This window comes from Capnocytophaga sp. oral taxon 326 str. F0382 (genome assembly GCF_000318295.1).
In the GTDB taxonomy this organism is placed as follows: domain Bacteria; phylum Bacteroidota; class Bacteroidia; order Flavobacteriales; family Flavobacteriaceae; genus Capnocytophaga; species Capnocytophaga periodontitidis.
Genome location: NZ_KB291387.1, coordinates 57,683 through 81,163 on the forward strand (window position 1 = coordinate 57,683; position 23,481 = coordinate 81,163).

The 23,481-nt window shown below is 39.2% G+C and carries 24 protein-coding genes and 1 pseudogene; 2 read left to right on the plus strand and 23 right to left on the minus strand.

Features of this window, described 5'->3' with window-relative positions; all coding sequences use genetic code 11:
• Positions 1 to 47: 47 nt before the first annotated feature.
• The 9 genes from HMPREF9073_RS04235 to HMPREF9073_RS04275 all read right to left on the minus strand — a co-directional run bounded on the left by HMPREF9073_RS04235 (position 48) and on the right by HMPREF9073_RS04275 (position 7,203).
• A complete protein-coding gene (locus tag HMPREF9073_RS04235; RefSeq protein WP_009412771.1) occupies positions 48 to 857 on the minus strand; it encodes a leucine-rich repeat domain-containing protein in 810 nt (269 codons plus the stop codon).
• A gap of 3 nt (positions 858 to 860) precedes the next feature.
• Positions 861 to 1,163: a type II toxin-antitoxin system RelE/ParE family toxin gene (locus HMPREF9073_RS04240; RefSeq protein ID WP_009412772.1), complete on the minus strand. Its 303-nt coding sequence runs from the start codon at positions 1,161 to 1,163 to the stop codon at positions 861 to 863.
• Positions 1,154 to 1,324, minus strand: coding sequence for a hypothetical protein (locus tag HMPREF9073_RS04245; protein WP_009412773.1), 171 nt, complete (start codon positions 1,322 to 1,324; stop codon positions 1,154 to 1,156). Before HMPREF9073_RS04245 ends, HMPREF9073_RS04240 begins: the two co-directional genes overlap by 10 nt.
• 78 nt (positions 1,325 to 1,402) lie before the next feature.
• Entirely contained in the window at positions 1,403 to 2,218 is an 816-nt protein-coding gene (locus HMPREF9073_RS04250; RefSeq protein WP_009412774.1) for a leucine-rich repeat domain-containing protein, read from the minus strand.
• Positions 2,219 to 2,287: 69 nt separating this feature from the next.
• The gene (locus HMPREF9073_RS04255) at positions 2,288 to 3,085 is read right to left on the minus strand and encodes a leucine-rich repeat domain-containing protein (RefSeq protein WP_009412775.1); all 798 of its coding nucleotides are present in this window, start codon (positions 3,083 to 3,085) and stop codon (positions 2,288 to 2,290) included.
• A gap of 234 nt (positions 3,086 to 3,319) precedes the next feature.
• The gene (locus tag HMPREF9073_RS04260; RefSeq protein ID WP_009412776.1) at positions 3,320 to 4,141 is read right to left on the minus strand and encodes a mechanosensitive ion channel family protein; all 822 of its coding nucleotides are present in this window, start codon (positions 4,139 to 4,141) and stop codon (positions 3,320 to 3,322) included.
• Positions 4,142 to 4,215: 74 nt separating this feature from the next.
• A complete protein-coding gene (locus HMPREF9073_RS04265) occupies positions 4,216 to 4,797 on the minus strand; it encodes a threonine/serine exporter family protein (protein ID WP_009412777.1) in 582 nt (193 codons plus the stop codon).
• Complete coding sequence (locus tag HMPREF9073_RS04270) at positions 4,784 to 5,554, minus strand: threonine/serine exporter ThrE family protein (protein WP_009412778.1); 771 nt, start codon at positions 5,552 to 5,554, stop codon at positions 4,784 to 4,786. The genes HMPREF9073_RS04265 and HMPREF9073_RS04270 overlap by 14 nt, the downstream gene beginning before the upstream one ends.
• A 62-nt stretch (positions 5,555 to 5,616) precedes the next feature.
• Positions 5,617 to 7,203 (minus strand): hypothetical protein, encoded by a 1,587-nt coding sequence (locus HMPREF9073_RS04275; protein ID WP_009412779.1) that lies wholly within the window; start codon positions 7,201 to 7,203, stop codon positions 5,617 to 5,619.
• Positions 7,204 to 7,445: 242 nt separating this feature from the next.
• Between HMPREF9073_RS04275 and HMPREF9073_RS04280 the strand changes: the two genes are divergently transcribed.
• Positions 7,446 to 8,132, plus strand: a complete 687-nt coding sequence (locus tag HMPREF9073_RS04280) for a hypothetical protein (RefSeq protein ID WP_009412780.1) — start codon at positions 7,446 to 7,448, stop codon at positions 8,130 to 8,132.
• Positions 8,133 to 8,135: 3 nt separating this feature from the next.
• Here HMPREF9073_RS04280 and HMPREF9073_RS04285 read toward each other — a convergent pair whose 3' ends face one another.
• The 6 genes and pseudogenes from HMPREF9073_RS04285 to HMPREF9073_RS04310 form a co-directional block, all read right to left on the minus strand.
• Complete coding sequence (locus tag HMPREF9073_RS04285; protein ID WP_009412781.1) at positions 8,136 to 9,419, minus strand: Na+/H+ antiporter NhaC family protein; 1,284 nt, start codon at positions 9,417 to 9,419, stop codon at positions 8,136 to 8,138.
• Positions 9,420 to 9,438: 19 nt separating this feature from the next.
• Positions 9,439 to 9,972, minus strand: coding sequence for a hypothetical protein (locus HMPREF9073_RS04290; RefSeq protein ID WP_009412782.1), 534 nt, complete (start codon positions 9,970 to 9,972; stop codon positions 9,439 to 9,441).
• Positions 9,973 to 9,989: 17 nt separating this feature from the next.
• A complete protein-coding gene (locus tag HMPREF9073_RS04295; RefSeq protein ID WP_009412783.1) occupies positions 9,990 to 10,919 on the minus strand; it encodes an adenine-specific methyltransferase EcoRI family protein in 930 nt (309 codons plus the stop codon).
• A gap of 1 nt (position 10,920) precedes the next feature.
• Positions 10,921 to 11,754 carry an EcoRI family type II restriction endonuclease gene (locus HMPREF9073_RS04300; protein WP_009412784.1) on the minus strand — a complete coding sequence of 278 codons (834 nt, stop codon included), beginning with the start codon at positions 11,752 to 11,754 and terminating at the stop codon, positions 10,921 to 10,923.
• A gap of 42 nt (positions 11,755 to 11,796) precedes the next feature.
• Positions 11,797 to 14,584 (minus strand): annotated as a pseudogene (polA, locus tag HMPREF9073_RS04305) (DNA polymerase I).
• Positions 14,585 to 14,599: 15 nt separating this feature from the next.
• On the minus strand, positions 14,600 to 16,261 hold the full coding sequence (locus tag HMPREF9073_RS04310) for an Ig-like domain-containing protein (protein ID WP_009412787.1): 1,662 nt from the start codon (positions 16,259 to 16,261) through the stop codon (positions 14,600 to 14,602).
• A gap of 193 nt (positions 16,262 to 16,454) precedes the next feature.
• Here HMPREF9073_RS04310 and HMPREF9073_RS04315 point away from each other — a divergent pair, with 193 nt between their 5' ends.
• Complete coding sequence (locus HMPREF9073_RS04315) at positions 16,455 to 17,360, plus strand: hypothetical protein (RefSeq protein WP_009412788.1); 906 nt, start codon at positions 16,455 to 16,457, stop codon at positions 17,358 to 17,360.
• A gap of 78 nt (positions 17,361 to 17,438) precedes the next feature.
• On the opposite strand, the gene HMPREF9073_RS04320 is transcribed toward HMPREF9073_RS04315, so the two are convergent.
• The 8 genes from HMPREF9073_RS04320 to HMPREF9073_RS04355 form a co-directional block, all read right to left on the minus strand.
• Complete coding sequence (locus tag HMPREF9073_RS04320) at positions 17,439 to 17,636, minus strand: toxin-antitoxin system, antitoxin component, Xre domain protein (protein ID WP_009412789.1); 198 nt, start codon at positions 17,634 to 17,636, stop codon at positions 17,439 to 17,441.
• A gap of 4 nt (positions 17,637 to 17,640) precedes the next feature.
• A complete protein-coding gene (locus HMPREF9073_RS04325; RefSeq protein ID WP_009412790.1) occupies positions 17,641 to 17,937 on the minus strand; it encodes a type II toxin-antitoxin system HigB family toxin in 297 nt (98 codons plus the stop codon).
• A gap of 134 nt (positions 17,938 to 18,071) precedes the next feature.
• Positions 18,072 to 18,752 (minus strand): metal-dependent hydrolase, encoded by a 681-nt coding sequence (locus tag HMPREF9073_RS04330; RefSeq protein WP_009412791.1) that lies wholly within the window; start codon positions 18,750 to 18,752, stop codon positions 18,072 to 18,074.
• 32 nt (positions 18,753 to 18,784) lie between these two features.
• Entirely contained in the window at positions 18,785 to 19,696 is a 912-nt protein-coding gene (menA, locus tag HMPREF9073_RS04335; protein ID WP_009412792.1) for a 1,4-dihydroxy-2-naphthoate octaprenyltransferase, read from the minus strand.
• Positions 19,697 to 19,774: 78 nt separating this feature from the next.
• A complete protein-coding gene (gene tsaB / locus HMPREF9073_RS04340; protein WP_009412793.1) occupies positions 19,775 to 20,410 on the minus strand; it encodes a tRNA (adenosine(37)-N6)-threonylcarbamoyltransferase complex dimerization subunit type 1 TsaB in 636 nt (211 codons plus the stop codon).
• 192 nt (positions 20,411 to 20,602) lie between these two features.
• Complete coding sequence (gene rsmI / locus HMPREF9073_RS04345; protein WP_009412794.1) at positions 20,603 to 21,274, minus strand: 16S rRNA (cytidine(1402)-2'-O)-methyltransferase; 672 nt, start codon at positions 21,272 to 21,274, stop codon at positions 20,603 to 20,605.
• A complete protein-coding gene (locus HMPREF9073_RS04350; protein WP_009412795.1) occupies positions 21,274 to 22,245 on the minus strand; it encodes a hypothetical protein in 972 nt (323 codons plus the stop codon). The genes rsmI and HMPREF9073_RS04350 overlap by 1 nt, the downstream gene beginning before the upstream one ends.
• A gap of 25 nt (positions 22,246 to 22,270) precedes the next feature.
• Positions 22,271 to 23,161 carry a fructose bisphosphate aldolase gene (locus tag HMPREF9073_RS04355; RefSeq protein WP_009412796.1) on the minus strand — a complete coding sequence of 297 codons (891 nt, stop codon included), beginning with the start codon at positions 23,159 to 23,161 and terminating at the stop codon, positions 22,271 to 22,273.
• Positions 23,162 to 23,481: the final 320 nt, after the last annotated feature.

The window sequence follows — 23,481 nt, forward strand, 5'->3', positions numbered from 1 at the left end:
ATAAAGCTGTAAATCAATATTCTGTTATATCGAATTGATGTTAATTATTATGGTTTTGCTTGAATTTTAGCGGCGAAATCTTTCCAAAAGGGTGCTGCCTTATACTTCTCTACTGAGGCTTGGGGTACATATACGTTTTGCAAATTAGTATCTTTGAAAGGGTAATTGGTTAAAGTAGGGGGATTTACAGCATTAATAGTAATTGTTTTGAGACGTTTGCAATGCCAAAAAGAATCGTATCCTATGACTTTGATTGTAGCGGGAAGGACGATATTCTCTACCTCAGTACAGCCCGAAATACCGACAGTTTCTATTTCGGTAATGCCTGTATTTTCTAAGTTAATTTCTTTTAGATAATTCCACCCAATAGCACCAAATCCTAATATTTCTACTTTATTGAAGTGTAATTCTTCGAGATTATAAGACATTGATAATACGCTATAGGGCAGTCTTTTTACATTAGGAAGGGAGAGTTTTCTAATTTTTGTTTTGAAGAAAGCTTTATCGCCAAAAACTACTGTAGCGTTGGTATTGAAAGTAACAGTACCACTGAGGCTAGCTTCTTCAAAAGCACTTTCTTCTATTTCTTTGAGGTTGTTAGGGAAAGTAATCGATTGGAGATTTTGATGTTCTTTAAAAGCCTCTTTAGCAATAGTATTGACGCGTTTCAACTCACTATCGGCTTGCATATCCAACTCAGTAGTATTAGGGTTTTTCCATTTGATGAGGGTACGACCATCGGCTGAGATGTCGTAATCGGGGGTAGAGGGATGAGGGGCAGGGGTATTGCTGTTATCGCTCTTAGAACAACTTGCCAAAGCGACAAAGATAAGAGTAAAAAGGGTAAGGTTTTTCATTTTTTAAAAATCAAATAAATCTAAACTATCAGGATTTCTACGATTGTCCCAAAAAGAAAGAATACGGATAATATTTTCCTCTACTCTATAAAACATAGAATAATTGTAAAACACTAAAACAGAGCGAACATCTTCATAATCTTCTTCTATAGGCCAAATATATGGATCTTTAATAAGAGATTTAGCTACTTTTTGCGCTTCAGCATTTAGTTTAACAGAATAAGCATTACTTTTATTTCTCTTTTTCCAATAGACAAGGATTTCTTTTAGTTCCTCCTTTGCTTTAGGAGTCCAAACTACGACCATAATATCGCTTCCATTTCACGTTCTACTTCGTCTTGAGGAATATGTAGCCCTGCTTTATCTTCCTCTAATCCTTTTTGTATGCTATATCTTTTGGCCTCTTTTTGTTGTTCAAAAAGAAGTGTATCTTCAGTTAGGACATCATTTATAAGTTCTGCTTCCATAGTTTCTATAATTTTGTTGCAAATGTATGGAATAAAAATCAATCAGCAATGTTAGTGTAAGAAAAATGAATGCTTTAGCTATAGTTTATGAATTTTATCAGCTAATGCTTTCCATTGGGAATCTCTTTTGTATATATCAATCAAATCATCGGGAGTAGCGGGCACGTAAACTGTGGGATAAGAGATGCCTTGAAAAGGATTACCTTCAAAATAGGGGGGGTAAAGCGCGAGTACGGTGAGATTTTCTAAGGACTCACAGTTGGCAAAAGCTTTGTCACCTATAGGTTTGAGGTTCATTGTTACCGAGAGAATCACTTTTTTGAGGCGTTTACAACCGGCAAAAGTCTCTGCACCTATGGCAATAGCTTCAGCTTGAGAGAGGTCGATTTGTTCAATGGCTGTACAGCCTTTAAAAGCCCCTCTGCCGATTTTACCTGTTTTTGCAAAAGTAATGTTTTTCAAGGCAGTACAATTTGCAAAAATTTCAGCTGACAACTCTTTGGTTTTAGGAAGTGTTATTGAGGTGATACGGGTATTGCTAAAAACTCTTTCGCCAAACACTACATCGGAATAAGAATTGAAGACTACTGAAGTGCGGAGATCGGTTCCAGCAAAGGCTTCGGTGTTGATTTCTTTGAGGTTATCGGGGAAGATGACGGATTGGAGTCGGCTGCAATCTTTAAAGGCTTTTTCGCCAATAGTATTCACTTCACGCAAACGGCTATCAGCTTGCATATTGATACCAGAGGTAAGAGGATTGAGCCATTTGACTAAGGTTAAGCCATCGGCACTGAGCTGGTAGTCGGTTTCGGGCACATTTGCGCTGTCGTCATTGCTTTTGGAACAAGCTGCTAAAGCGATAGTTATGAAAACCAAAAAGAAGATTTTTCTCATTGCATAATCATTTTATGATATTAAAAACACCATAAAGGTAGTAAATAAAGAGCAATTAACAACAAAATATTATTTAGAATATATTCTATTGGCATATTTACTCCAACCTGGAGCATTTATGTAAGCATCTCTGCTAAATACATAAATTCTAGGAATATTCTTCACTCCATAGAATACATCTTCACCCAAAGTTGGAGGAGTTTTAGCATTAATAGTAATTGACTCTAAAGCATTGCAATTAGCAAAGGCTACATCTCCTATCTCAGTAACCAATAGAGGCAAAGTTACAACTCTTAACTTTTCACAATTTGCAAAAGCTCCTTGCTCTACCTTTGTAAGATATGAATCGTGAAAAAACAAGTATTCAAGAGATCTACAGTTACTAAAAGCATAACTACCTATTACTCTTATCATTCTTTGATGTTTAACTTCTTTTAAAGACTGACAAGAATAAAACATCTCATCACTTATTCCATTGGCATTAGGAAGTTCTATTGTTGTAATATTAGTACGAGCAAAAACTCGTGATCCAAAATTAACTTCAGTTTCTGAATTGACATTGAACTTCACCCCTCCACTGAGGTTAGTTGCATAAAAAGCCTCTGTTCCTATTCGGTATAAGTCCTTAGGAAAGGTAATAGAAGTAAGAGCTTCTTTCATTCTGAAAGCGTTATCCCCTATAAAATTTACTTTCTGCAAGTTACCATCGGCTTGCATATCAAGAGTGGTAGTATTGCTATTTGTCCACTTCACAAGAGTACGACCATCATTACTTAGCTCGTAGTTATCCGAAGAGATATTGTCGTCACTTTTGCTACAGCTGGCAAATGTTAAGGCTACCGTAGCTAATAATAAAATGTTCTTCATTATGACTTATTTTTTTAGATGTTAAGATGAAACAAAAGTATATATAAATTAGCAATAAAAAAATTTTTTAACATTATTTTAACACTTTAATTACTAATTTCTTTTTGATAATTCCTTTATATAAGATTGTAATTAAATAGTGAGGCTAATTGCCATTAGCCCCTACAATATAGCGAAAAAGCGAATGATTATCAGGTAATCAACTTTGTCAAAGGTGCGAGCCTTTTTCTTACTTTATTGATGCACTTGCACTTGAGGGAATGGAATTTCTATACCGGCAGCATCGAAGCGGTTTTTGATAGCTTCTATAGTGCGGAAATAGCACTCCCAATAGTCGGGAGTGAGACACCAATAGCGCAACGACATATTTACGGAACTATCGGCTAAGGCATCTACATAAACCACAGGAGCGGGCTCAGGAAGAGATTTGACTTCCTCTTTGGCAATTTGCAAGAGCACTTCACGGGCTTTTTGGATATCGGAACTATACCCTATACCTACAAGCACGTACACACGGCGTTTTTCTTCCCTGCTGTAGTTGATAATACTATTGCTAAACAGCTGGGTGTTAGGGATTATCGCTTGTTCGTTATCGGCTTTGTTGAGGGTTGTAGCAAAGAGACCGATGTTTTTCACGGTTCCTTTTTCGCCATTACCTTCGATTACATCGCCTACGCGGAAAGGTTTGAAAATGAGTATCATTATCCCGCTAGCGAAGTTAGACAACGACCCTTGTAACGCCAAGCCTACTGCTACAAAACCACTGGTGATGATTGCGATAAACTGGGTTGCAGGCAAGCCTATCACCTGTACAATGGTGAGGAAGAGCGCAATATAGAGTATCCAGCGGACTACTTGTAACAAAAAACCTTGCAAAGCGAGGTCTACTCCACGGCGTTCCATCAATCCTTTGAGGAGTTTTACAATAAAACGGATGATGTAACGCCCTATAAAATAGAGGGCAATAGCCCCGATCATAGTAGGGGCGAAATTGATAAGTCCTTTAATCCAATCTTTAATCAAACTTTCAAAATCAATAGCTGAGAATTCGGGCATATTTATTCAATTAACAATTAACAATTAACAATTAACAATTAATAATTAACACGTTACACAATTAACAATTGATGTTATACGGGTTCATTTTCTTCTACTTTTCCTTCTAATTCGGCTTTTGTTTTTTTGCGTGTTAAGCGGCGTTTGATAAAATCGTTGAGGTCTTTACCTTTTACTGAATAGGTATTGAAGAGTAACATAGGGGTAATCACTCCAAAGGCTAAACACATAGTAATAAAACCTGTTTGCAAACCGAGTTTAAAAGTTTGATAAAGCAGGTCGAGGGTTTCGTCCTGACGGGTTTCAACGGTTACTATTTGGATGATTTTCATCATAAACTCATAGCCGTATTTACCAGGAATCATATTGATAACGGCAGGTATCGTAAACACAATAGGAGGTGTATGTACGCGATGAGCGAAATAGACCGCCAAGAGCCCCACGGCACAAGCTCCTAAAAAGGAGGTAATCACAATTTGCTCGGGCATCACAGTACCTAAAAGTATAAACTTAATGCCCCAACCTATACCGCCTAATACGCCTGTAATCCACAAGGCACGACGGGGAGTGTTGAACAATAAAGCAAAGCCAATAGAAATCCACATCGACCAAAAGATGCGTTCGGCTAATCCTAAAAATACATCAAGGAAGTTCATAACCAAATAATAGTAAAGCTAAATAAAAACCTAATGAAATCATAAAAACCAAGATAGCAGCGTGTGTGAGTTTAGCTATCCCTGCTACAATACAGCCAGAGAGCATATCGATAAATCCGTTGATAAGAGGTACTCCAGGCACTAACCACAACACACAAGCGGCTAAGGCGTTGTGGTACTGCTCTATTCCCACCAAACGGAAGATACTCATCACGGCTACCGACACAAAAGCAGCCCACCCCCAACAGATATACACATTGAACTTGCGCAACTGCAGGATACGACGTCCCGCCAAACCTAATAAGGTTGCTATAAACGACATTGCAAACTCGGTATAACTAGCTTGTTCTTTACCAAATACATAGGCTAATGAACCTCCTGCTACCGATACGAAGAACCACATTACATACATATTGTAATGAGGTTTGGCTTTAATCGTTGCAACTTGTTCTTCAATTTCTTCGATAGGGAGTTTTTTTTCAATTGCTTCCCACGAGAGGATACTAATATCGGAAATAGCACTAAAGTTCACACCGTGATGAGGGACTGTACGGACGATAGTTTCCTTTTCGCCTGTAGCTTTATCCTGCACAGTAAGCACAATAGCAGCGTGTGAATAGAAGTTTTCGCAATGGTAGTTAAGGGCATTAGAGATGCGTTCTACATTGCGTTCTACTCTACGGGTATTGGCACCGCTGGAAATCAGCAGTTCGTTGATGTCGGCAAATAGACGTGCCGCTCGTTCAATGGGTTTCATATAGTTAATTTGTCGATTTGTTGAGTAGGGAGAGACTCTAAGAATCTCTGAGAAAATGAGACTTAATTTCCTTTTACCAAAGAAAACTCTGCTTGGTATTCTTTACCGTTTTCCTCTATAAGTACATAACCTTTGGGGAGGTTGTTGATGAGATAATTGTATTCATCATCTGATAGAGTATGTGAACTTATATCTTTAGAATACCTTATAGTGTTTTGTATTCTCAAATTAGGGAATACAATCGCTTCTATGGCAGCACTACCTATAATTTCATTAAAAGTAATCATCACTTGTTTGCGAAAGAAAGCAGCATTCTTATCTATAATCACAGCTTTAGTAACTTTTAGGCGTGCAGAGGGGGTAGCAGTCGTTTTTTGAATGGTAACCTCTTGGCTAAAAGGTTCTGATTTTAATAACACTTGAGAGGAGAGCACAACCTTGTATTTGCCAGCAGGAACCTCGTTTCCTATTTTAAAAGTAGCCTCAGTAGGTGTTTTGTACGAAGGATAAAGTGTTGCTTTCACTTCATTACCTTGCATCAAAAGCAAAGTACAAAATCTATAATTTCTATCAAAGTTCATACCGGTATAAGCAAAATACTCTCCTGTAACTGTTAGTTCATCATCTGCTTTGAGTGTTGTTTTAGAAAGTGTTTTGATTACAGGTGTGTGAACGGGTTCTATTGTTATAGGTTGCTTTTCACTATTCACAAAAGGAAGTACTTGTTCTTTAGTGCCACCTTTTACTACAAACTTAAAGTCGTTACCTCCGCTAAAAGCTCCTGCAGGTGTATTGAACATCTTAAATTGAATGTTATAATTGGAGATGTCACTCACTGTAAGTTGGTAGTCGTGGGTGCCTTTTCTCAGATAATAAGTATATTTTTTCAAGGCTTCAGTATTAGCATATACCACTGTTTTAAAGGTTTGCAATTCGGTAGTTGCTAAGGAAGTAACAGGTTCGAACATAATAACATCTAACACATTTAGTACTATCTCACCGCTATCTAAGGTAAAAACGCCACTTTCTACTTCTTCTTTATCAAAAGTTGCCTTGAAGTAGTATTCGCCATTTTTATAAGTGGGAGGTAATACTACATATACACGTCTTTCTTTTTTATCGATTTTCTGTACTTTAAGGGAATAAGTATCAAATGGAGGGCGGCGTTTAACGAGTTCTACTTTTATCTGTTCTTTTTTAACGGGTAAGGTATTGACATCAAAATAAACTACCTCGCCTCCTGCTTTATTTGTAGTATATTCATTAGGGACGTGGCCAATTTGTATAGGCTCATTAGGCTGTGGTGTTTTTTCGGTAGTTATGAGCACTTTGTAGATTTTAGTGCTTTTATCTTCGGCAGTTACGGTATAGCTTACTTCTTTAGAGAAATCTTGAGCTACACCGCTATTAGGAGTTACAGTAGCCCCTTTAGAGAAGGTGATGGTAGGGGTAAGAGTGGTAAGATTGGTATCTTCGGGTAATTGGGCAGTAATGGCGGTATTGCTAATTGTACTAGTATAAGTAGTACCTTCTACAATAAAGGTAAATGAAAGAATATTTTTTTCACTACTTAACAAAGGGGTTTCATCGTTGTCTTTCTTGCACGCTAAAGCAAGAAAAAGAACACATAAAGCGTATATCTTTTTCATTGTAAATTAAGTTTTTAAGCAGAAGCCGAAACTTCAAGCTGATGTTACACGGTGCAAAGATAGAGAAAATTAGCAAATGAGCAAATGAGGAAATTAGCAAATTGGTTTTGGGACGGGGAAAATAAAAAAAACGAACTCTAAATTTTGGTACTTGGCATAATTTTTGTAATTTTGCCGCCGAAATAATTTTAAGCAGGCTTTTCTCTTGTAGAAAACCGTCAGTCTTAAAGAAAACAAAATTTATGAAATTAGTTAAAAAGAGGTATTTTTTTGCAGTAATGGTCTTTGCCTTTTTAGGTTTTACGATCAAAGATGAAGAGACAAAAGTAATCACAATTCCACCTACTTTTGTAGTTGATGTACCTCAAATGGCCACCGCTATGCCAGCAGAAGCAACTGCGAATAGCACACTACTTCCCACTTCTTTTACTCTCCACACAGGAAAAACATTTATTGGATTTAAAGAAGCTTTAGCCTATCGCGAATCACGCGGTAACTACACTATTGTAAACCGTTTTGGCTATATGGGGAAATATCAATTTGGGAAACGCGCCCTTCACTTCTATGGCGTAACTGATACCCAACAATTTTTGAACTCTCCTGAACAACAAGAACAAGTGTTTGTGTTGAGCTTACAGCGTACCAAATGGTTTTTGCGCAAAGAAATTAAAAAATATGTAGGCAAAACTATCAACGGGATTCACATTACTGAATCGGGGATATTGGCAGCCGCTCACTTGGCTGGTGAGAGTTCAGTGAAGAAATTCTTCAAACATCAAGGGGGATATAACTTTGCCGATGGCAATGGCGTTACCTTGCAACACTACCTTAAAGCGTTTGCGGGTTACGATACCTCAAACATTGAAGCAATACAGAAACCTCAATGGGAAGCCCCTGAAAACACCTCTCTTTCTTTAGCAACATTGTAGTTATTAAACTTTTCCTCTTACTTTTATATACACTAAAGTAGCTATAAGTAAAAGGTGAAGATAGACTGAGTACCCTACCAAAGATAAATAGTCCATCGTATGGGCAAATTGGTATAGGGCGATTACTTGTGCTCCATAAGGAATGAGACCTTGCGCATAACACGAGAAGATATCTAATACTGAAGCCGCATTGCGGAGGGGTATTTGGAATTGCTCGGCTATGCGCTTACTTATTTTAGAAACGATGAGAATTGCCACCGTGTTATTCGCTACACACACATCGGCAACAGTTACTAAAAAGCCCATTCCCAGCAAGGCTGAAGCTCCACTCTTGATACGTTTGGCAACGAGGTTCATCAGAAACTGAATGCCGCCAAAACGCTCTACTAAAAAGGCTAATCCACCGATGATGAAGTAGAGGAAGAAGATATCAGCCATATCCATAAAGCCTTTGTAAGTGTGTTGGGTAAATTCTAAGAAAGAGAACTTGTTGTAGGAGAATCCCATAACACCTGAGAAAACAACTCCCAAGAACAGTGATACGAACACATTTACTCCAAAAAGCGAAATGACCACTACTGCTACATAAGGCAAAATGAGCAAGGGATTGAAGGTGTGATAGGCTTCGCTATGAGTGAAGGTGGTAGCACCTGGGTTGCCTATAAAGAAGAGAATCACCGCCGATAGCAGCGCAACAGGGAGTGCTATTTGAGCATTGGTTTTCATCTTATCACTCATCTTGCAACCTAACGACTGGGTGGCGGCGATAGTAGTATCGGAAATGAGGGACAGATTGTCGCCAAACATCGCACCACAAAGCAAAGCAGCCCCTATAAGGGCGGTATCGGAATGACTTTCAAAAGCTAAATTGAAGACAATAGGCGAGAGGGTCATAATGGTACCTACTGAGGTGCCTGTTGCAAACGAGAGGAAAGAGGCAATTACAAAAATACCTACGGGAAAGTATTCGGGTGAAATGTAGTACATCCCCATATTTACAATGCTATCGATACTGCCAGAGGCTTTGGCTACCGAAGCAAAAGCACCTGCCAAAAGAGCTATTACACACATCTGCAACACATTGCTATTGCCTGCCCCTCTGAAGAAAAGAGCTATCTTTTGGTTGAGAGGTGCGCGGTAGATAAGCAAAGCTACTACCACTGCAAAAAGCGCAATAATAGGCGCTGGCAATGAATAGAAATTATCAAAATAAATACCACTGCCCAAAAATATAGCTACGAATATGAGTAGCGGGATAATACTTACTATTGAGGTTTTTTTCGTCATTTTATAATTTGCTAATCTGCTAATTTTCTAATTTGTTAATTCTCTCGGCTACTACGGCATAATATCTATTAGTAAAATATCGCAACAGCGGACGCAAGCCTAACTTCTTCACGGGGTGCGTCCATTTCTCTCTATATACAATCCGAAATCCTGCTTTTTCTAACAGCATATCTAATTGCCAATCTTCAAACTCGTGGTAATGACAGTCGCGGGGGTCGGCAGTATTGCGGTAAGCTTTGGCAAACCAAAGTCGCAAAGGCACTGTAATCAATATTTTATTTGTAGGGACATTTTGCAGTACAGCCAAAGGGTTTACCAAATGTTCTAAAATCTCTAAAGCGGTAGTGAAATTGGATTGAAAATCTTGAAGGGTATTTGCCTCGAAATCTAAATCCTGACCGGTAGTATTAAGCACCGTATAACCTTCCTCTTTCATAATTATTGAAAAAGGATTTTCTACCCCTATATCGAGGATTGTACTCCCCTGAGGAGCATATCGTTTGAGAATACTCAAGGTTTTTTGATAGCGTTTTTTAGGAAGGGTTTTGTACATAAATTAAGAATTGAGAATTAACAATTAACAAGGGAATAACGTTTATTCCTTACTAATATTCTAAAATAAGGGTATTTACCGTTTATTGACAAATCCTTTTCATTATCTCCTTTTCTAAATTTCACAATCTCAAACTGATTAGGATTGAATTTGTGTAGAAAAGTTATTGGTACTCCCATATAGCCCGTGTAATCTGATGGTATATTTTCAGTTTTATCGATATGAATACCATTGTAATTATCGTATTGAGGATAATTGTTTTCATTGCCAAAATAGTTTTTAGTGAGCACTATATCCTCGTGACGTTTGAAATTATCTAAATTAGTAAGCCATAAACAATTGTTAGGGGATACTATTCTATTACCTGAAGCGTCTATTCGAGCTTCTGTTCCATAGAGTTCATAGTGTTGAGGAACGATAAACCCTGAAATACCTCTACCTAAATGAATACCTAACCAAGCCTTATTTTCTTGTATCAGTTTAAAAATTTCTTTATAAGTAATCGCATTAATATTGCCTATGATTAGAAATTGTTTTTGATATTCTACTAATTGAGCTACATATTCACGAAACAAGGAAAACGGTGGATTGGTTACTACTATATCCGATTGTTTGAGCAATGCAATACTTTCGGCACTGCGAAAATCACCATCTCCTTTAAAGTAAGAAACAGCTATTTTTTCTCCTACATATTCAGCAAAAAAACCTTTTTCAGCATAACAAGCTGCTATTACCTTTTTAAGCCTTAACTCTTTAAAATTTGAAACAAAATACTTAAAAAAGTTACTTGTATGTGGATCATCACAATTGCAATACACTATTTTATTCTCAAAATGACTTTTATAATATTGTAACTCTTTTTCAATATCTGAAAATTGGGTATAAAACTCGTCATTTTTAGATTTTTTAGCCTTTTGTAGCAAGTTATTTGTCGCTTTTCGTGCCATTTTACTTTTGCGTTAATTGATTAAACAATTCACTCCCTAATACTTTTAGAGAAGTCTTAGAGATTTCAAGCATCACATCAAATATTGATTGAGCATCCCACTTTTCGCCATTTCCACGTGTGTAGATGGACGCAGCTTGTAACATAATCGTTTTATCGTTATGTGTTACAAATTTATTTTCACAAAGATTGGTGTTGATAGGCATTCCATAATTAGCTGCTGTGAGTTTATCTAATCTGTTGAGTATACCTGAATTGTAATCAAGAGTTACTATTCGTCCGTCAGGGCGCATTACTTCAATAGTTTCAGTTAAAAAATTAGAACCTTCTAAGAATAGTACATAAGGAAAATGAGACTCCGACAACATCAAATTAGCCATTTCAGCTATATTTTTGTGAGCTCTCTCTATAGCATTTCCACCTACCATTAAATCCTGATTACTTTTTATACCTACTAATTTTCCTGCTTTAATATTTTCTATATCTTTACCCTGATGTTTAGCTTCTGATACTAAGATAATTCTCCAATTTTCTTTATCATCTTTTACTTCTATCAACCCACCATCGGGAATGATACTTGCATTGGGCACAAAGAGTGTTTGCCCTAAAGCTATATCTATTTTTCTTAAAGCCTCGTTTATCTCTTCTTTTTTTACACTTGTTCTATATCGAAAAGAGAGTAACGGAAAATCCTTTTGAAGTTGTTCCATTACAAGTTGAGAAATCTGACTTACTGCTATATTGTGCAATTTAGCTTTTTCTCCAAATATAGCTACTACTCCTTTTGATGCTGTATGCTGGGTAGTTAATCGGTTTGATTGATTCTTTTTAGACATATTTTTAATATTTTTGAAATTGTGTCGCCGGCGGCGACACAATTAATGCGCGTCGAGCCAGTTGTTACCTACACCTAAATCGGCGACGAGGGGAACGGCAAGGGTAAAGGCGTTTTCCATAGCTTCTTTGACAAGGGGTTTTACGAGTTCTAATTCGGTTTTAGGCACATCGAACACCAACTCGTCGTGTACTTGGAGGAGCATACGAGTTTGGAGGTTTTTGGGCTTGCAACTGGTTGTGTATGCGTATCATTGCGATTTTGATAATATCGGCTGCTGAGCCTTGTATAGGGGCATTCACGGCGTTGCGCTCGGCGCCTCCACGCACTACTTGGTTATGTGAATGAATATCGGGCAGATAACGGCGTCTGCCTAAAATGGTTTCTACATAGCCATGTTGTCGGGCAAACTCTATTTGTTTATTGATATAGTTGCGCAGGTTAGGATAGGTAGCGTAATAAGTGTCTATCAGTTCTTTGCTTTCGGAGCGAGAGAGGTCGGTTTGTGCAGATAGCCCAAATGCCGATACGCCATAAATAATCCCAAAATTCACTGTTTTGGCGTGGCTACGTTGCTCGCGGGTTACCTCTTCTAAAGGCACGTGGAACACCTTTGCCGCTGTAGAACGGTGAATATCCTCATTGCGGAGGAAGGACTCAATCATATTGTGTTCTTCGCTGAGGGCAGCGATGATGCGGAGTTCTATTTGCGAATAGTCGGCAGAGAGGAGCACATAATCGGGATTGCGAGCGATGAACGCCTTGCGCACCTGCTGCCCACGAGGGGTGCGGATAGGGATATTCTGCAAGTTAGGGTTGTTGCTGCTGAGTCGACCTGTAGCCGCTACTGTTTGCATATAAGTAGTATGCACACGACCCGTACTTTTATTTACCTCTAAAGGCAAGGCATCTACATAAGTAGATTTGAGTTTCTGCACTTGTCGCCACTCCAATATATCGGCTACGATTTTATGTTTGGCTGCAAAAGGCGCTAAGACTTCTTCGGAAGTAGCATACTGACCGGTTTTCGTTTTTTTGGGTTTGCTGTCAATCTTCAGTTTTTCAAAGAGAATGTCGCCGAGTTGTTTAGGTGATGCCAAATTGAAAGTCTCGCCAGCCTGCTCGGCTATGGCTGTTTCGAGTTGGGCAATATCGACATCTAAGGTTTTAGCGTATTCTTTTAAAAAATCCACATCGAGGTTTACCCCTTCGCGTTCCATAGCTGCCAACACTTTGATAAGAGGTGCCTCTAAATCAGTATAGATTTTTTGGGCATTTACTTGGGGCATTTGGCTTTGGAACACATTTTTGAGTTGCCAAGTAACATCGGCATCTTCCACAGCGTATTCCTTTACCTCATCGATAGGCACGGTACGCATAGAGCGTTGGGCTTTCCCTTTGCCAATAAGGCTCTCGATAGCAATAGGCGTATAGTTCAGATAGGTTTCGCTGAGGATATCCATATTGTGGCGCATATCGGGATTTAGCAAGTAATGAGCTATCATCGTATCGAAGAGAGCGCCCTGTACCTCAATTCCATAGTTTTGCAACACTTTGAGGTCGTATTTCAAATTCTGACCTACTTTAGCTATCTGTTCATTCTCAAAAAACGGACGGAATTGCTCTATGAGCTTAGTAGCTGCTTCTTTTTCTTTAGGAAATGGCAAATAATGACCTTTATGAGCTGCCCAGCAGAAGGAAATACCCACTAATTCAGCTTCGAGAGCGTTTATATTAGTAGTTTCGGTATCAAAACACACTTCAGTTTGTTGCAATAGGCTTTGCAACAAGAGTTGTTGTGCCATTGGGGTATCGGCTAATTGGTAGAAATGAGGAGTATTGCTGCTGTTTTTCTTATCGCTCACCAATTGCGGTTGCGCAAAGAGGTCGCCTTGCGAGAATAAATCCAGCTGACCTGAAGCAGCCTTAGGGGGAGTTTGTACCACAGCTTCTGGTTGGTAGGTTTTTAGGAAATTTTGTAGCAACTGACGGAACTCTAACTCATCGAAAATCTTGCCCACCGCTTCAAAATCGGGTTGAGACATTGCAAAATCGGCTTCATCAAAAGTTACCGGCACATCGAGCATAATGGTTGCCAATTGTTTGGAGAGTAAGCCTTTTTCCTTGTTATTTTCTATATTTTCACGGAGTTTGCCTTTTAGTTTATCAGTATTAGCGAGGAGATTTTCCATAGAGCCAAAATCGGCGAGTAGCTTTTTGGCGGTCTTCTCGCCTACCCCAGGCAGCCCAGGGATATTATCGACAGCATCGCCCATCATACCGAGGAAATCAATCATCTGCAAAGGGTTTTGCACTTCAAATTTCTCTTGCACCTCTTTCACTCCCCAAATTTCGATATCATTGCCCGAGCGCGCAGGTCGGTACATAAAGATATTGTCGCTCACCAGCTGCGCATAGTCTTTGTCGGGGGTTACCATAAACACTTGGTAATCTTGAGCTTCGGCTTGTTTAGAGAGCGTTCCGATGATATCATCGGCTTCATAGCCCTCTTTTTCGATGATAGGGATGTGCAAAGCCTTGAGTATTTCGTGGATATAGGGGATAGCCAAACGAATCGCTTCGGGGGTTTCCTCGCGATTGGCTTTATAGTCGGTAAAGAGTTCGGTGCGTGCTACGCTCCCTCCTTTGTCGAAAGCGACAGCGAGATGGTCGGGTTTTTCTTTTTTAATCACCTCGAAAAGGGAGTTCATAAAGCCGAGAATCGCCGAAGTGTTCAATCCTTTGGAATTGATGCGCGGGTTCTTGATAAAGGCGTAGTAGCCCCTAAAAATAAGGGCATAAGCATCGAGGAGGAAAAGGCGTTTTTTCATTTTAGGTGACAGGGGTTAGGGGTTAGGGGTTAGGGGGTTAGTGATTTGCCAATTTTCTTCAACTTCCCAATTGGCGCGGAGTTCTATTTCTTTAGGCATATACCACACCCGCTCGGGTTGCCGATGTTCTAAGAAACTACCGGTATCCCATTGGTGATTTTTGTTTTTATCTTCAATGAGTCGCAAGCGGAATTTACCAGGTGTTACATTCTCGAACAGATATTCGGGCAAAGGTTTTTCGATATAAATTTCGCGGAGCACTTCCGTTGCCTTCTCATTGGTAAGTTGCAGTATAACTGGATATTGCAGTGTATTTTCGGCAACGTTGAGGTGCATTTTTAGGATAGCTACCTCTTCGAGTTTTTTAGTGCGCACGGTTACTTTTAGGGTATCGTTCGTATGTCCGAAAAAATCGGTGAGGGCATTAGGGAGGGCTTCAATGCGGTAGGTCTCGTCGTTTTTCTTATCGAATAAGAGATAGTACTCTAAATTATTGGGGTCTAAGCGCGTTTTGAACGGAATAGCCACCGCTGTAGAGTCTTTGCCAGCGAAAACTTTCAGTTTAGAGGGGTCAGTTTTTACGATAGGGATATTGCTCTTGAAGCCAAAGTCCTTGTACATAGGCAAGTCGCCCGAAAAGAGGTTTTCTATTTGCAAGCTATCGTTTTTCATCTCCTTTAAACGGACTTTAAACGTATCGGTTTTCTGTTTTTTGGTAATAGTAAATACCAAAGAATCTTTTTGTTTAGGGGTATACCAAAAGTTGAGTGTATCTTTCTTAGGGTCTTTGGAGATAGTATATTTAAAATCGGGAGTTACGGGCGAGATAGGCTTGATTTGTACGCTATCGGTTTTGCCTTCAAAGCCAAATTGCACGCGGTTGCCAGCAGCTTGTGTAGGGCGATGCGCCTTGTAAGGAGGCACTTCTTTGAACAAGCGCAATTTAGGGTAAAAACCTTGTGGACTGCCTTTCAAATCGGCAACGGTGATAGGTTCATCCATAAAAGCAATTTTGTCGTCCTTAGGATTGAAGATATAATTAGGGCTTTTTTCTTTGAGGGCGATGAGTTTGTATTTGCCTTCTTTGAGGTATTCGAGCACAAAACTATCGAGGCTGTCGAGGGTATTGGTTACATAAGTAGGTTGCGTTTTATACACCAATGAGTCGTTATACTGCTCGTTGTAAGGATAGAGCATCACAGTCACGAAATTATCGGGTTTAGGAGCGATTGCATCGGCGATGTCGCCCTCATACCACAGTGAATCGAGAGTGCTACCGGTAGAAAACACATATTTGAAATCGGAAATCGGGTTGCCCTCGTTATAATCCTGAATGCTATTACCGAAGTTTAGCACGTAGGTAGTATTAGGTTTAAGAGTATCGACGATATTAATTTCCAACCATTTAGAAGCCGAAGTAGGCGAAATGATAGGAAAAGTTTTCATAGGAGGAGAGATGATGAGCTGCTTACGGACGTCTTTAGTTACCACAAACTCATCGAACTGCAAGCGTATTTTCTTGCCGTGGAACTTCATAGCCCCCGATTTGGGCACAGATTGCAAGAGCACGGGCGGGGTAACATCTTTAGGACCACCAGTGGGAGAGCCGCGGCGGGCGCATTGCCAAAGGGTGAGGGCGATAAGGAGAGAGAGAAGTATGGGTAAACGATGTTTCATAGCTAAAATACGAATTTCTAATTTGCAAAAGTAATAAATAATGTGAATATGGCAAGATTTTTGCGGCTTTTATAGTATAGCCTCCGTCCCTTCGAAGAGGGACAATCTTCAAAAAACAAGTACTTATAAGATAATTTATTTTAATATAGACCTATATTCTTTCTAAAAGAAAATCAATTAAATAGTATATACAATGAGACGAGTGAGTTTATTACTTTTGGCAGTAGGGCTATTAGTCGCTTGTAATGACAAAGATGACTATCAACCAGAAAAAGACCCTATTTATTTGGCAGATAAGATTGTAGAAACCATCTTACCTGTGCAAGGCACCCACACAATGAGCATTACCAGCGAGTATAAATATCGCAACACTGGTATAGGCTTATTAGAGAAAATGACTGTTGATACAGTTGCAACGAGTAAAATCCCTACTTCGGAGTTTGAAAACTCATACGATGGGTCTTTCCCTACTAAAACTGTATACAAAGAAAGCGGTATACAAAAGAGCGAAACTGTGTACAACGAGTATACTCAAAGGGGAAGTATCAAGAAAAAAACAACTACTGAAGTAGGTAAGGCATATCCTATCATAGAGGAGTATAAATACGATGGTCGTCTGCTTTCGGAGTATGTTAAAACTAAAAAGACATCATCTGAAACTACAGTTTATACAATCATTACCTACAAGTTTGGTCTTAATGAAGTGAATACAGAAACTTCTGTTCGTACAGAAACGGTAGGGTATAGACCTAAAACTACTGTAGTTGCTACCGATAAGTATGTGCTCAACTACAACGAAACCGTGAAAGAGCACACACGTACTGAAAATGGTAAGACTTCAATTACTACTTACACTTACGACAACAAGACTAACCCTCGTTACTTACTTTTTTCGTATAGAATGACCCACCCAGAGTTTTTCTTACAAGAAGGTTATAGTCGTAACAATATCACTAAGAAAACAGTGAAATACCCTAATATTTCGGGACAAGATTACGTGGAAGAGACCACTTACGAGTATTTCAAAAATGAATACCCACAGAAAGCAGTTGTAAAGAGAGATGGAGTGATAGTAGGAAGCAAGGAATTTACTTATTAGATAAGAGTTAAGAAGTAAGAAAAACGCGAAAGGTCATAGTGTTATGCTATGACCTTTCGCGTTTTTAGAGATTCGGAGTTAGGAGACAGGTAATGACTGACTTGATAGTGTATTTTCTATAGGGTAATACATATCTTCATAGGCTTCTACAAGATCTGTAAGAATCATTAATTCTATATAATCAGGGTTACTTTCGTGAGTATTATCATCTACTATTTGCAAAAGCTCACCTATGCGTTTCATTATAGCGTTGTATTGCATTTCATTTTTTATCATAATGTTATATTTTATCTATATTTTCAATTCTATCATATTCTTTATGAGTACCGATAAAACGGATATATATTATTTTAGGTACAAATAGTATATGTACTACTATTCTAAAGTGGTTGCCTTTGATATTGAAAACAAATCTACCATTTCCTACAGCATCTACACTATTGAAGTCTTTTTTAATATCTGCAAAACAAGACCATTCGGCAACAATAGTTTTTCTATACCAATCTTCCAAAGGAAATTTAGCTTCGGAATGTTGTGTGTAAAATTCAACAATGGTTTTTTTAGCTATAATTCTCATTTGAGTGGTTATAAAGTTATGGCAAAAGTAATAAATAATTTTCAATTAACAATGAACTATAAAAAACTTTGCCAAAGGTCATAGTGTTATGCTATGACCTTTGGCGTTTTTAGAGGGTTAGTACACTAAGTAAATTATACTACTACAATTTGTCCTACGCCTAAAAGTATGAGTTCTTTGCCTTTGGCTTTGAAGCTACGCACGGCGGCATCTTTATCTATTTTGATATGCGACATTGTATTGTAGTGATATCCTAATATTTTATTACACTTTACGAAATCGGAAGCCATAATAGCATCTTCTACGTCCATAGTGAAGTTACCACCTACAGGTAATACAGCTAAATCAAGCTTGTAACGCACTGGAATAAGTTGCATATCGAAATGCAAGGCGGTACTGCCCGCAATGTAAATTGTTTTATCGGGAGTTTTGATCACAAATCCGCAAGCAGCACCTCCATCACTACCATTTTCAAAGGTAGAAGAGTGCAACGCCGATACCATTTTCACAGAACCAAAAGGGAAATTGAAAGTTCCACCTAAATCCATAGGGTGGCTGTTCTCAATACCAAGGTTGAAAAAATAGCGAGCAATCTCGAAATTAGAGATGATTTGAGCTTTAGTGCGCTTGGCAATCTTCTCTACATCCCAAGTATGATCTTGCCCAGCCGTAGTGATGAGGATATAATCGGCTTTTATTTGATTGATATCGATATCACTCGCTAAAGGGTTTTCGGAGATAAAAGGATCGACGAGTAAGTGAGTTTCACCTATTTTTATCCCTATGCTGGCGTGTCCGTAAAAAGTAATTTCCATAGTAATTAGATAATTCTTTAAGTATGAGTATTTTATTTACTGATATATATTCCTATAAAAAAGAGTACTGAGAGCAAAAAGGTGCTCAGAGCGACTACTTTTAATTCTTTGTCCAAAAGCTTAAGATCGTTGTTGCGCTTTACTGAAAGCAAATGTACTACCAAAGGAAAGAAAGCTAACAGATAGAGCAATTCCCAACGCATTTGGAGGCGCAGTACTGAAAAACTGAGTAGGGCAAGCATTGCCAACACCACTAAATAGTAATGATAGTACTTAGCAAGCGAAATTCCCATCTTCACTACTAAAGTGTGTTTGCCTGAACGCTGGTCGTTCTCGTAGTCACGCATATTGTTGAGGTTCAACACTGCTACACTTAGTAATCCTATAGAGATAGCAGGCAGGAAAGTAATCCATTGGAGGGTTTGTGAGTAGAGAAACTCACTGCCTACCACGCTCACCAATCCAAAGAATACGAACACAAAGAGGTCGCCTAAACCGCGATAGCCATAAGCTGAACTTCCTACTGTGTATTTGATAGCTGCTACTACACACAATAATCCTAACACAAAGAATATCACTATATAAAGCAGGTTTTCCCAACCAAAAGCTAAGTAGATAAGTATTAATGCTGAGAGTATAGAGAGTCCTGCGGTAATGAGTATAACGCGTTTGAGTTGCAAGCGACTTATAGCTCCGCTTTGTAAAGCGCGCTGAGGCCCTAAACGATGTTCATTATCAGTGCCTTTCACACCATCGCCATAGTCATTAGCAAAATTAGAAAGCACTTGAAACAGTATAGTTGTAAGCAATGCCCAAGCGAATATTTGCCAGCTAAACGCCGAAGGGTCATAGCGATAAGCTAACGCACTCCCTGTGATAATTCCTGCTACTGAAAGGGGCAAAGTGCGGAGTCGCGCTGCTTTGATGAGTGTAATTACTTTCATTTAAGGCACAAAAGTATAAATAATTTGCCAATTAGCAAATTTGTAGCTATGATAATTAACAATTTTAACAAAAAACGTCTATTTTAAGTAGGTAGGTTCGAAGTAAGCAATATCTTCAAAGTCTTGAGCGTTGTATTTTGCGATAGCAAAAGGGAGCATATCTTTGGCTTGAGGAAAAGCATTGGGAATAAAAACGGCATTGGGATGTTTACAAATAGCAGCGAATTTATTACTTCCATCACCTAAGAAAGTTACTTTTCCTTTATTTAATTCTTCTTGATAACTATGTTCATCGAGGATTTTGGCTTCGGTGGGGGTTACGAACTCATATTGGCTATTAAAGACTGCACTATACACTTCCATACGGCGGGCATCGAGCATTGCGATAATGCAATCGGCTTGGGCTTGATGAGCGAGAATCTGGAGGGTAGGAATTGCTATAAGGGGTTTCTCTAAGGCAAAACAGAGACCTTTAGCAGTAGCAATCCCTATGCGTAAACCGGTATATGAACCTGCTCCAGCACTTACCGCTATTGCATCTAAGGCGGTGAGGGGCAATGAGGCTTGTTGCATCACGGCTTCTATAAAGAGGTGTAGATTCTCAGAGTGAGTGAATTTACCCGTATTCTCGGACTTTTCAGCGAGAATATGATTATCCTTTGACAAGGCTACAGAACAGTTGAGCCCTGAGGTTTCTATAGATAATAAAAGCATTTTTTTGAATAATATCTAATAAAACAACTACAATGTGTTTTTCTCGTTTCAATTCCTCTATTAAAAAACGAATGAAAGTTAATCCATATTTTTGGATTTTTATCTTCTACATATCTAAAATTGTGAATATATTATGTTACAAAGCTGTAAATCAATGTTCTTTTATATCGAACTCATGCAAAAGCGACACTGTTACTTGTTAGCTGAAACAATCATCACTATTTCACCTTTTACGTTTTTATCTTTATAAAAATCCAACAATTCTTGGAGGGTTCCGCGTTTGGTTTCCTCGTGGACTTTGGTGAGTTCACGCGATAGACTTGCGGGGCGGTTGGCACCGAAAGTAGCGATAAAATCGGTGAGGGTTTTGAGGAGTTTGTGAGGGGAAACGTAGAAAATCATTGTTTTGGTTTCGGTGGCGAGCTGTGAGAGTCGAGTTTGGCGACCTTTTTTATCGGGTAGGAAACCTTCAAACACAAAGCGGTCGTTGGGCAATCCACTATTTACTAAGGCGGGGACAAAAGCTGTAGCACCTGGCAAGCATTCTACATCCACTCCCTCAGCAATACAAGCGCGAGAGAGCAGAAATCCAGGGTCGGAAATGGCAGGGGTACCGGCATCGGTAATGAGGGCGACAGTTGTTCCTCCTTTGATACGCTGCACCCAACTATCTACCACCTTATGTTCGTTGAACAGGTGGTAGCTTTGCATAGGGGTGCAAATATTGTAGTGTTTGAGGAGCTTGCTACTGGTGCGAGTATCTTCGGCTAAGATAATATCTACTTCTTTGAGTAAATTGAGGGCACGCAGTGTTATATCCTCTAAATTTCCAATAGGGGTAGGAATCAAATAGAGTTTGCTCATTAGACTTCAAAACGTTTAAGAACGAGGTCGAGGAAGCGTTGTTCGTATTCTTCTTTGCCTTTCCAATAGTTGTAAGTAGGTTTTACTTGTTGCTCGATATAGAGAACGGCGTCTTGCATAGAGTTTAATTCGCCCAAGTGTTTTACTACCTTATTATACTCACTTTCACTACCGAAGAAGAGTCTTTGCACAAAGGCTAACTTATCATTCAAACCTATTTGGAGAGTTTTTCCAAACTTATCATTGAGTGATTGTGTGGGTTTCACATCATCGGTAGTATCTTTTTTATCGAAAACAGTGTTTTTGCTTTGAGAGATGAACTCTTCTAAGGAAGGAGTTTGCTTGAGGAGGCGTTGCTCATCGGTATACTGAGGTTGCTGGATAAACTGTTCAGATTGTTCGATGGCGGGTTGCTCGATTTCAAATGCTACCGTAGCAGTTTCGACAGGTTTTGGTTTTTCAATTGGTTGAGGTTTTTCAATTGATTGATCGGCTGTTGCAGTTTGTAATCGACTTGTTGGCTTTGCCCAATTAGGTTCTGAATAGGATTCCTCTTGCAAAATGCGTTTAACAATAGGTTTCTCGACAGGAGCTGTTTTTTCCTCTTTTGTGATAGGGGCAGGCTCCATTGCCACAAAGGCAGGTTGAGAAGCGGGTTCTTTTTTAGGAGTTTCTTTAGCGGCTGTTTCAGGGGCAGTGAGAGGGTGCACTTCGGAAGCTTCTACTTGTATATCAAAGATATCTTCTTCTTGATTTTCATCGATAAAATCGGATACTTTTCGCATAGTGCGGTGCATACGGTCTTCTGAAGCTCCAAGTGTTTGATAGTATTTTTCCACAAAAGTGAGAATAGCGATTTTCTCGGTAATTTTGTGAGCTTGTTTGTTTAGTTGAGCGAGGTTCCACTCACCTTCGTTAGCGAGGATTTCGGTAGCTAAAGTGATGAGGTCGTGTTCTAATGCTTCTTTCATTCGCGTTACTATTTTAGTTTTGATATTATTTCACAGAGGCTTCGTAAATTCCTTCGACGGTGTGAGCTAAGGTGTTGTTGAACTGCTCATCGGTTTGAGTTGCTGAGAGCCCCTCGGTAAGGGCGCGAGAGAAACTTGCAATTACCCCTTTGTTTTCGGCGAGGATGGCATTGGCTTTTTCACGTGGATAACCTCCTGAAAGAGCTACTACGCGCACTACACGGGGGTGGTGAGTAAACTCTTTGTACAAATTGTTGATGGTAGGCAAAGAGAGTTTGAGCATCACATTGGCAGTGGCGGGGAGGGTATCTAAATGTTTTCTAATTTCGTCGCGCAAGATAGCCTCGGCGGGAGATTTATCGGGGATGTTGATATCTACTTCGGGTTCTATGATAGGCACCAAACCAGCGGCTATTATTTGCTTAGCGACCTCGAATTGTTGGTCAACCACTCGTGCGATACCTTCGGAAGAAGCTTTTTTAATCACTGATCGCATTTTAGTTCCAAAGATATGGCGTTCGTTAGCGCGGGTTAATAGTTCGGCGAGTCCTGTGATAGGTTTCATCAGTTGAACGCCGTCGTTATCGAGGGGTTCCAATCCTTTGTCTACTTTTAGGAAAGGAACGACTTGTTTTTCGTCCCAAAGATAGTCGGCGGTGTATTTACCATCGATTTGTCTATCCATAGTTTGCTCAAACAAGATAGCGCCTATAATTTTTTTGTGAGAAAAGGCGGGGCTTTTGATAATTCGTGTTCTCATTTGGTGAATGAGGTCGAACATTTGTTCCTCGTTGCTGTATTGGTCTTCAGTTACGCCATAGAGTTTAAGGGCTTTAGGGGTACTACCACCACTTTGGTCAAGAGCTGCAATAAAACCCTTGCTATTTTTCATTTGTTCAAATTGTTTTGCGTTCATTGTTATTAAGTTTTTAAAATTATGCTACAAAGGTACAACTTATTTTTCAAATAAAAAAAAATTAATCCAACAACTTGTTTTAAAATGCCTACTTCCGTTGAGGCTGTTCGAAATAAGGGCGTTTGCAAAACGCCCGTACACAACATTCTCTAAAAGTAATTGATTATCAAACGCCTACCTCGTTCCCCTCCCGAAGGGAAGGGGCAAGCCGCAAAAGCGACTTTTTTTGATGAGAGAACATACATTTGATATTTGTGAGGGCGTTTGCAAAACGCCCCTACACAACCATACTCTAAAAGTAATTGATTATCAAACGCCTA

What these genes read in the sequence shown, in the direction of transcription:
- HMPREF9073_RS04250 (WP_009412774.1), bottom strand. Translation starts at nt 2,218, where the DNA reads ATGAGAAAAATCTTCTTTTTGGTTTTCATAACTATCGCTTTAGCAGCT.
- HMPREF9073_RS04285 (WP_009412781.1), bottom strand. Translation starts at nt 9,419, where the DNA reads ATGACGAAAAAAACCTCAATAGTAAGTATTATCCCGCTACTCATATTC.
- HMPREF9073_RS04265 (WP_009412777.1), bottom strand. Translation starts at nt 4,797, where the DNA reads ATGAACTTCCTTGATGTATTTTTAGGATTAGCCGAACGCATCTTTTGG.
- HMPREF9073_RS04330 (WP_009412791.1), bottom strand. Translation starts at nt 18,752, where the DNA reads ATGGAAATTACTTTTTACGGACACGCCAGCATAGGGATAAAAATAGGT.
- menA (WP_009412792.1), bottom strand. Translation starts at nt 19,696, where the DNA reads ATGAAAGTAATTACACTCATCAAAGCAGCGCGACTCCGCACTTTGCCC.
- HMPREF9073_RS04245 (WP_009412773.1), bottom strand. Translation starts at nt 1,324, where the DNA reads ATGGAAGCAGAACTTATAAATGATGTCCTAACTGAAGATACACTTCTT.
- HMPREF9073_RS04280 (WP_009412780.1), top strand. Translation starts at nt 7,446, where the DNA reads ATGAAATTAGTTAAAAAGAGGTATTTTTTTGCAGTAATGGTCTTTGCC.
- rsmI (WP_009412794.1), bottom strand. Translation starts at nt 21,274, where the DNA reads ATGAGCAAACTCTATTTGATTCCTACCCCTATTGGAAATTTAGAGGAT.
- HMPREF9073_RS04350 (WP_009412795.1), bottom strand. Translation starts at nt 22,245, where the DNA reads ATGAAAGAAGCATTAGAACACGACCTCATCACTTTAGCTACCGAAATC.
- HMPREF9073_RS04240 (WP_009412772.1), bottom strand. Translation starts at nt 1,163, where the DNA reads ATGGTCGTAGTTTGGACTCCTAAAGCAAAGGAGGAACTAAAAGAAATC.
- HMPREF9073_RS04320 (WP_009412789.1), bottom strand. Translation starts at nt 17,636, where the DNA reads ATGATAAAAAATGAAATGCAATACAACGCTATAATGAAACGCATAGGT.
- tsaB (WP_009412793.1), bottom strand. Translation starts at nt 20,410, where the DNA reads ATGCTTTTATTATCTATAGAAACCTCAGGGCTCAACTGTTCTGTAGCC.
- HMPREF9073_RS04315 (WP_009412788.1), top strand. Translation starts at nt 16,455, where the DNA reads ATGAGACGAGTGAGTTTATTACTTTTGGCAGTAGGGCTATTAGTCGCT.
- HMPREF9073_RS04300 (WP_009412784.1), bottom strand. Translation starts at nt 11,754, where the DNA reads ATGTCTAAAAAGAATCAATCAAACCGATTAACTACCCAGCATACAGCA.
- HMPREF9073_RS04310 (WP_009412787.1), bottom strand. Translation starts at nt 16,261, where the DNA reads ATGAAACATCGTTTACCCATACTTCTCTCTCTCCTTATCGCCCTCACC.
- HMPREF9073_RS04275 (WP_009412779.1), bottom strand. Translation starts at nt 7,203, where the DNA reads ATGAAAAAGATATACGCTTTATGTGTTCTTTTTCTTGCTTTAGCGTGC.
- HMPREF9073_RS04325 (WP_009412790.1), bottom strand. Translation starts at nt 17,937, where the DNA reads ATGAGAATTATAGCTAAAAAAACCATTGTTGAATTTTACACACAACAT.
- HMPREF9073_RS04290 (WP_009412782.1), bottom strand. Translation starts at nt 9,972, where the DNA reads ATGTACAAAACCCTTCCTAAAAAACGCTATCAAAAAACCTTGAGTATT.
- HMPREF9073_RS04235 (WP_009412771.1), bottom strand. Translation starts at nt 857, where the DNA reads ATGAAAAACCTTACCCTTTTTACTCTTATCTTTGTCGCTTTGGCAAGT.
- HMPREF9073_RS04270 (WP_009412778.1), bottom strand. Translation starts at nt 5,554, where the DNA reads ATGAAACCCATTGAACGAGCGGCACGTCTATTTGCCGACATCAACGAA.
- HMPREF9073_RS04255 (WP_009412775.1), bottom strand. Translation starts at nt 3,085, where the DNA reads ATGAAGAACATTTTATTATTAGCTACGGTAGCCTTAACATTTGCCAGC.
- HMPREF9073_RS04355 (WP_009412796.1), bottom strand. Translation starts at nt 23,161, where the DNA reads ATGAACGCAAAACAATTTGAACAAATGAAAAATAGCAAGGGTTTTATT.
- HMPREF9073_RS04295 (WP_009412783.1), bottom strand. Translation starts at nt 10,919, where the DNA reads ATGGCACGAAAAGCGACAAATAACTTGCTACAAAAGGCTAAAAAATCT.
- HMPREF9073_RS04260 (WP_009412776.1), bottom strand. Translation starts at nt 4,141, where the DNA reads ATGCCCGAATTCTCAGCTATTGATTTTGAAAGTTTGATTAAAGATTGG.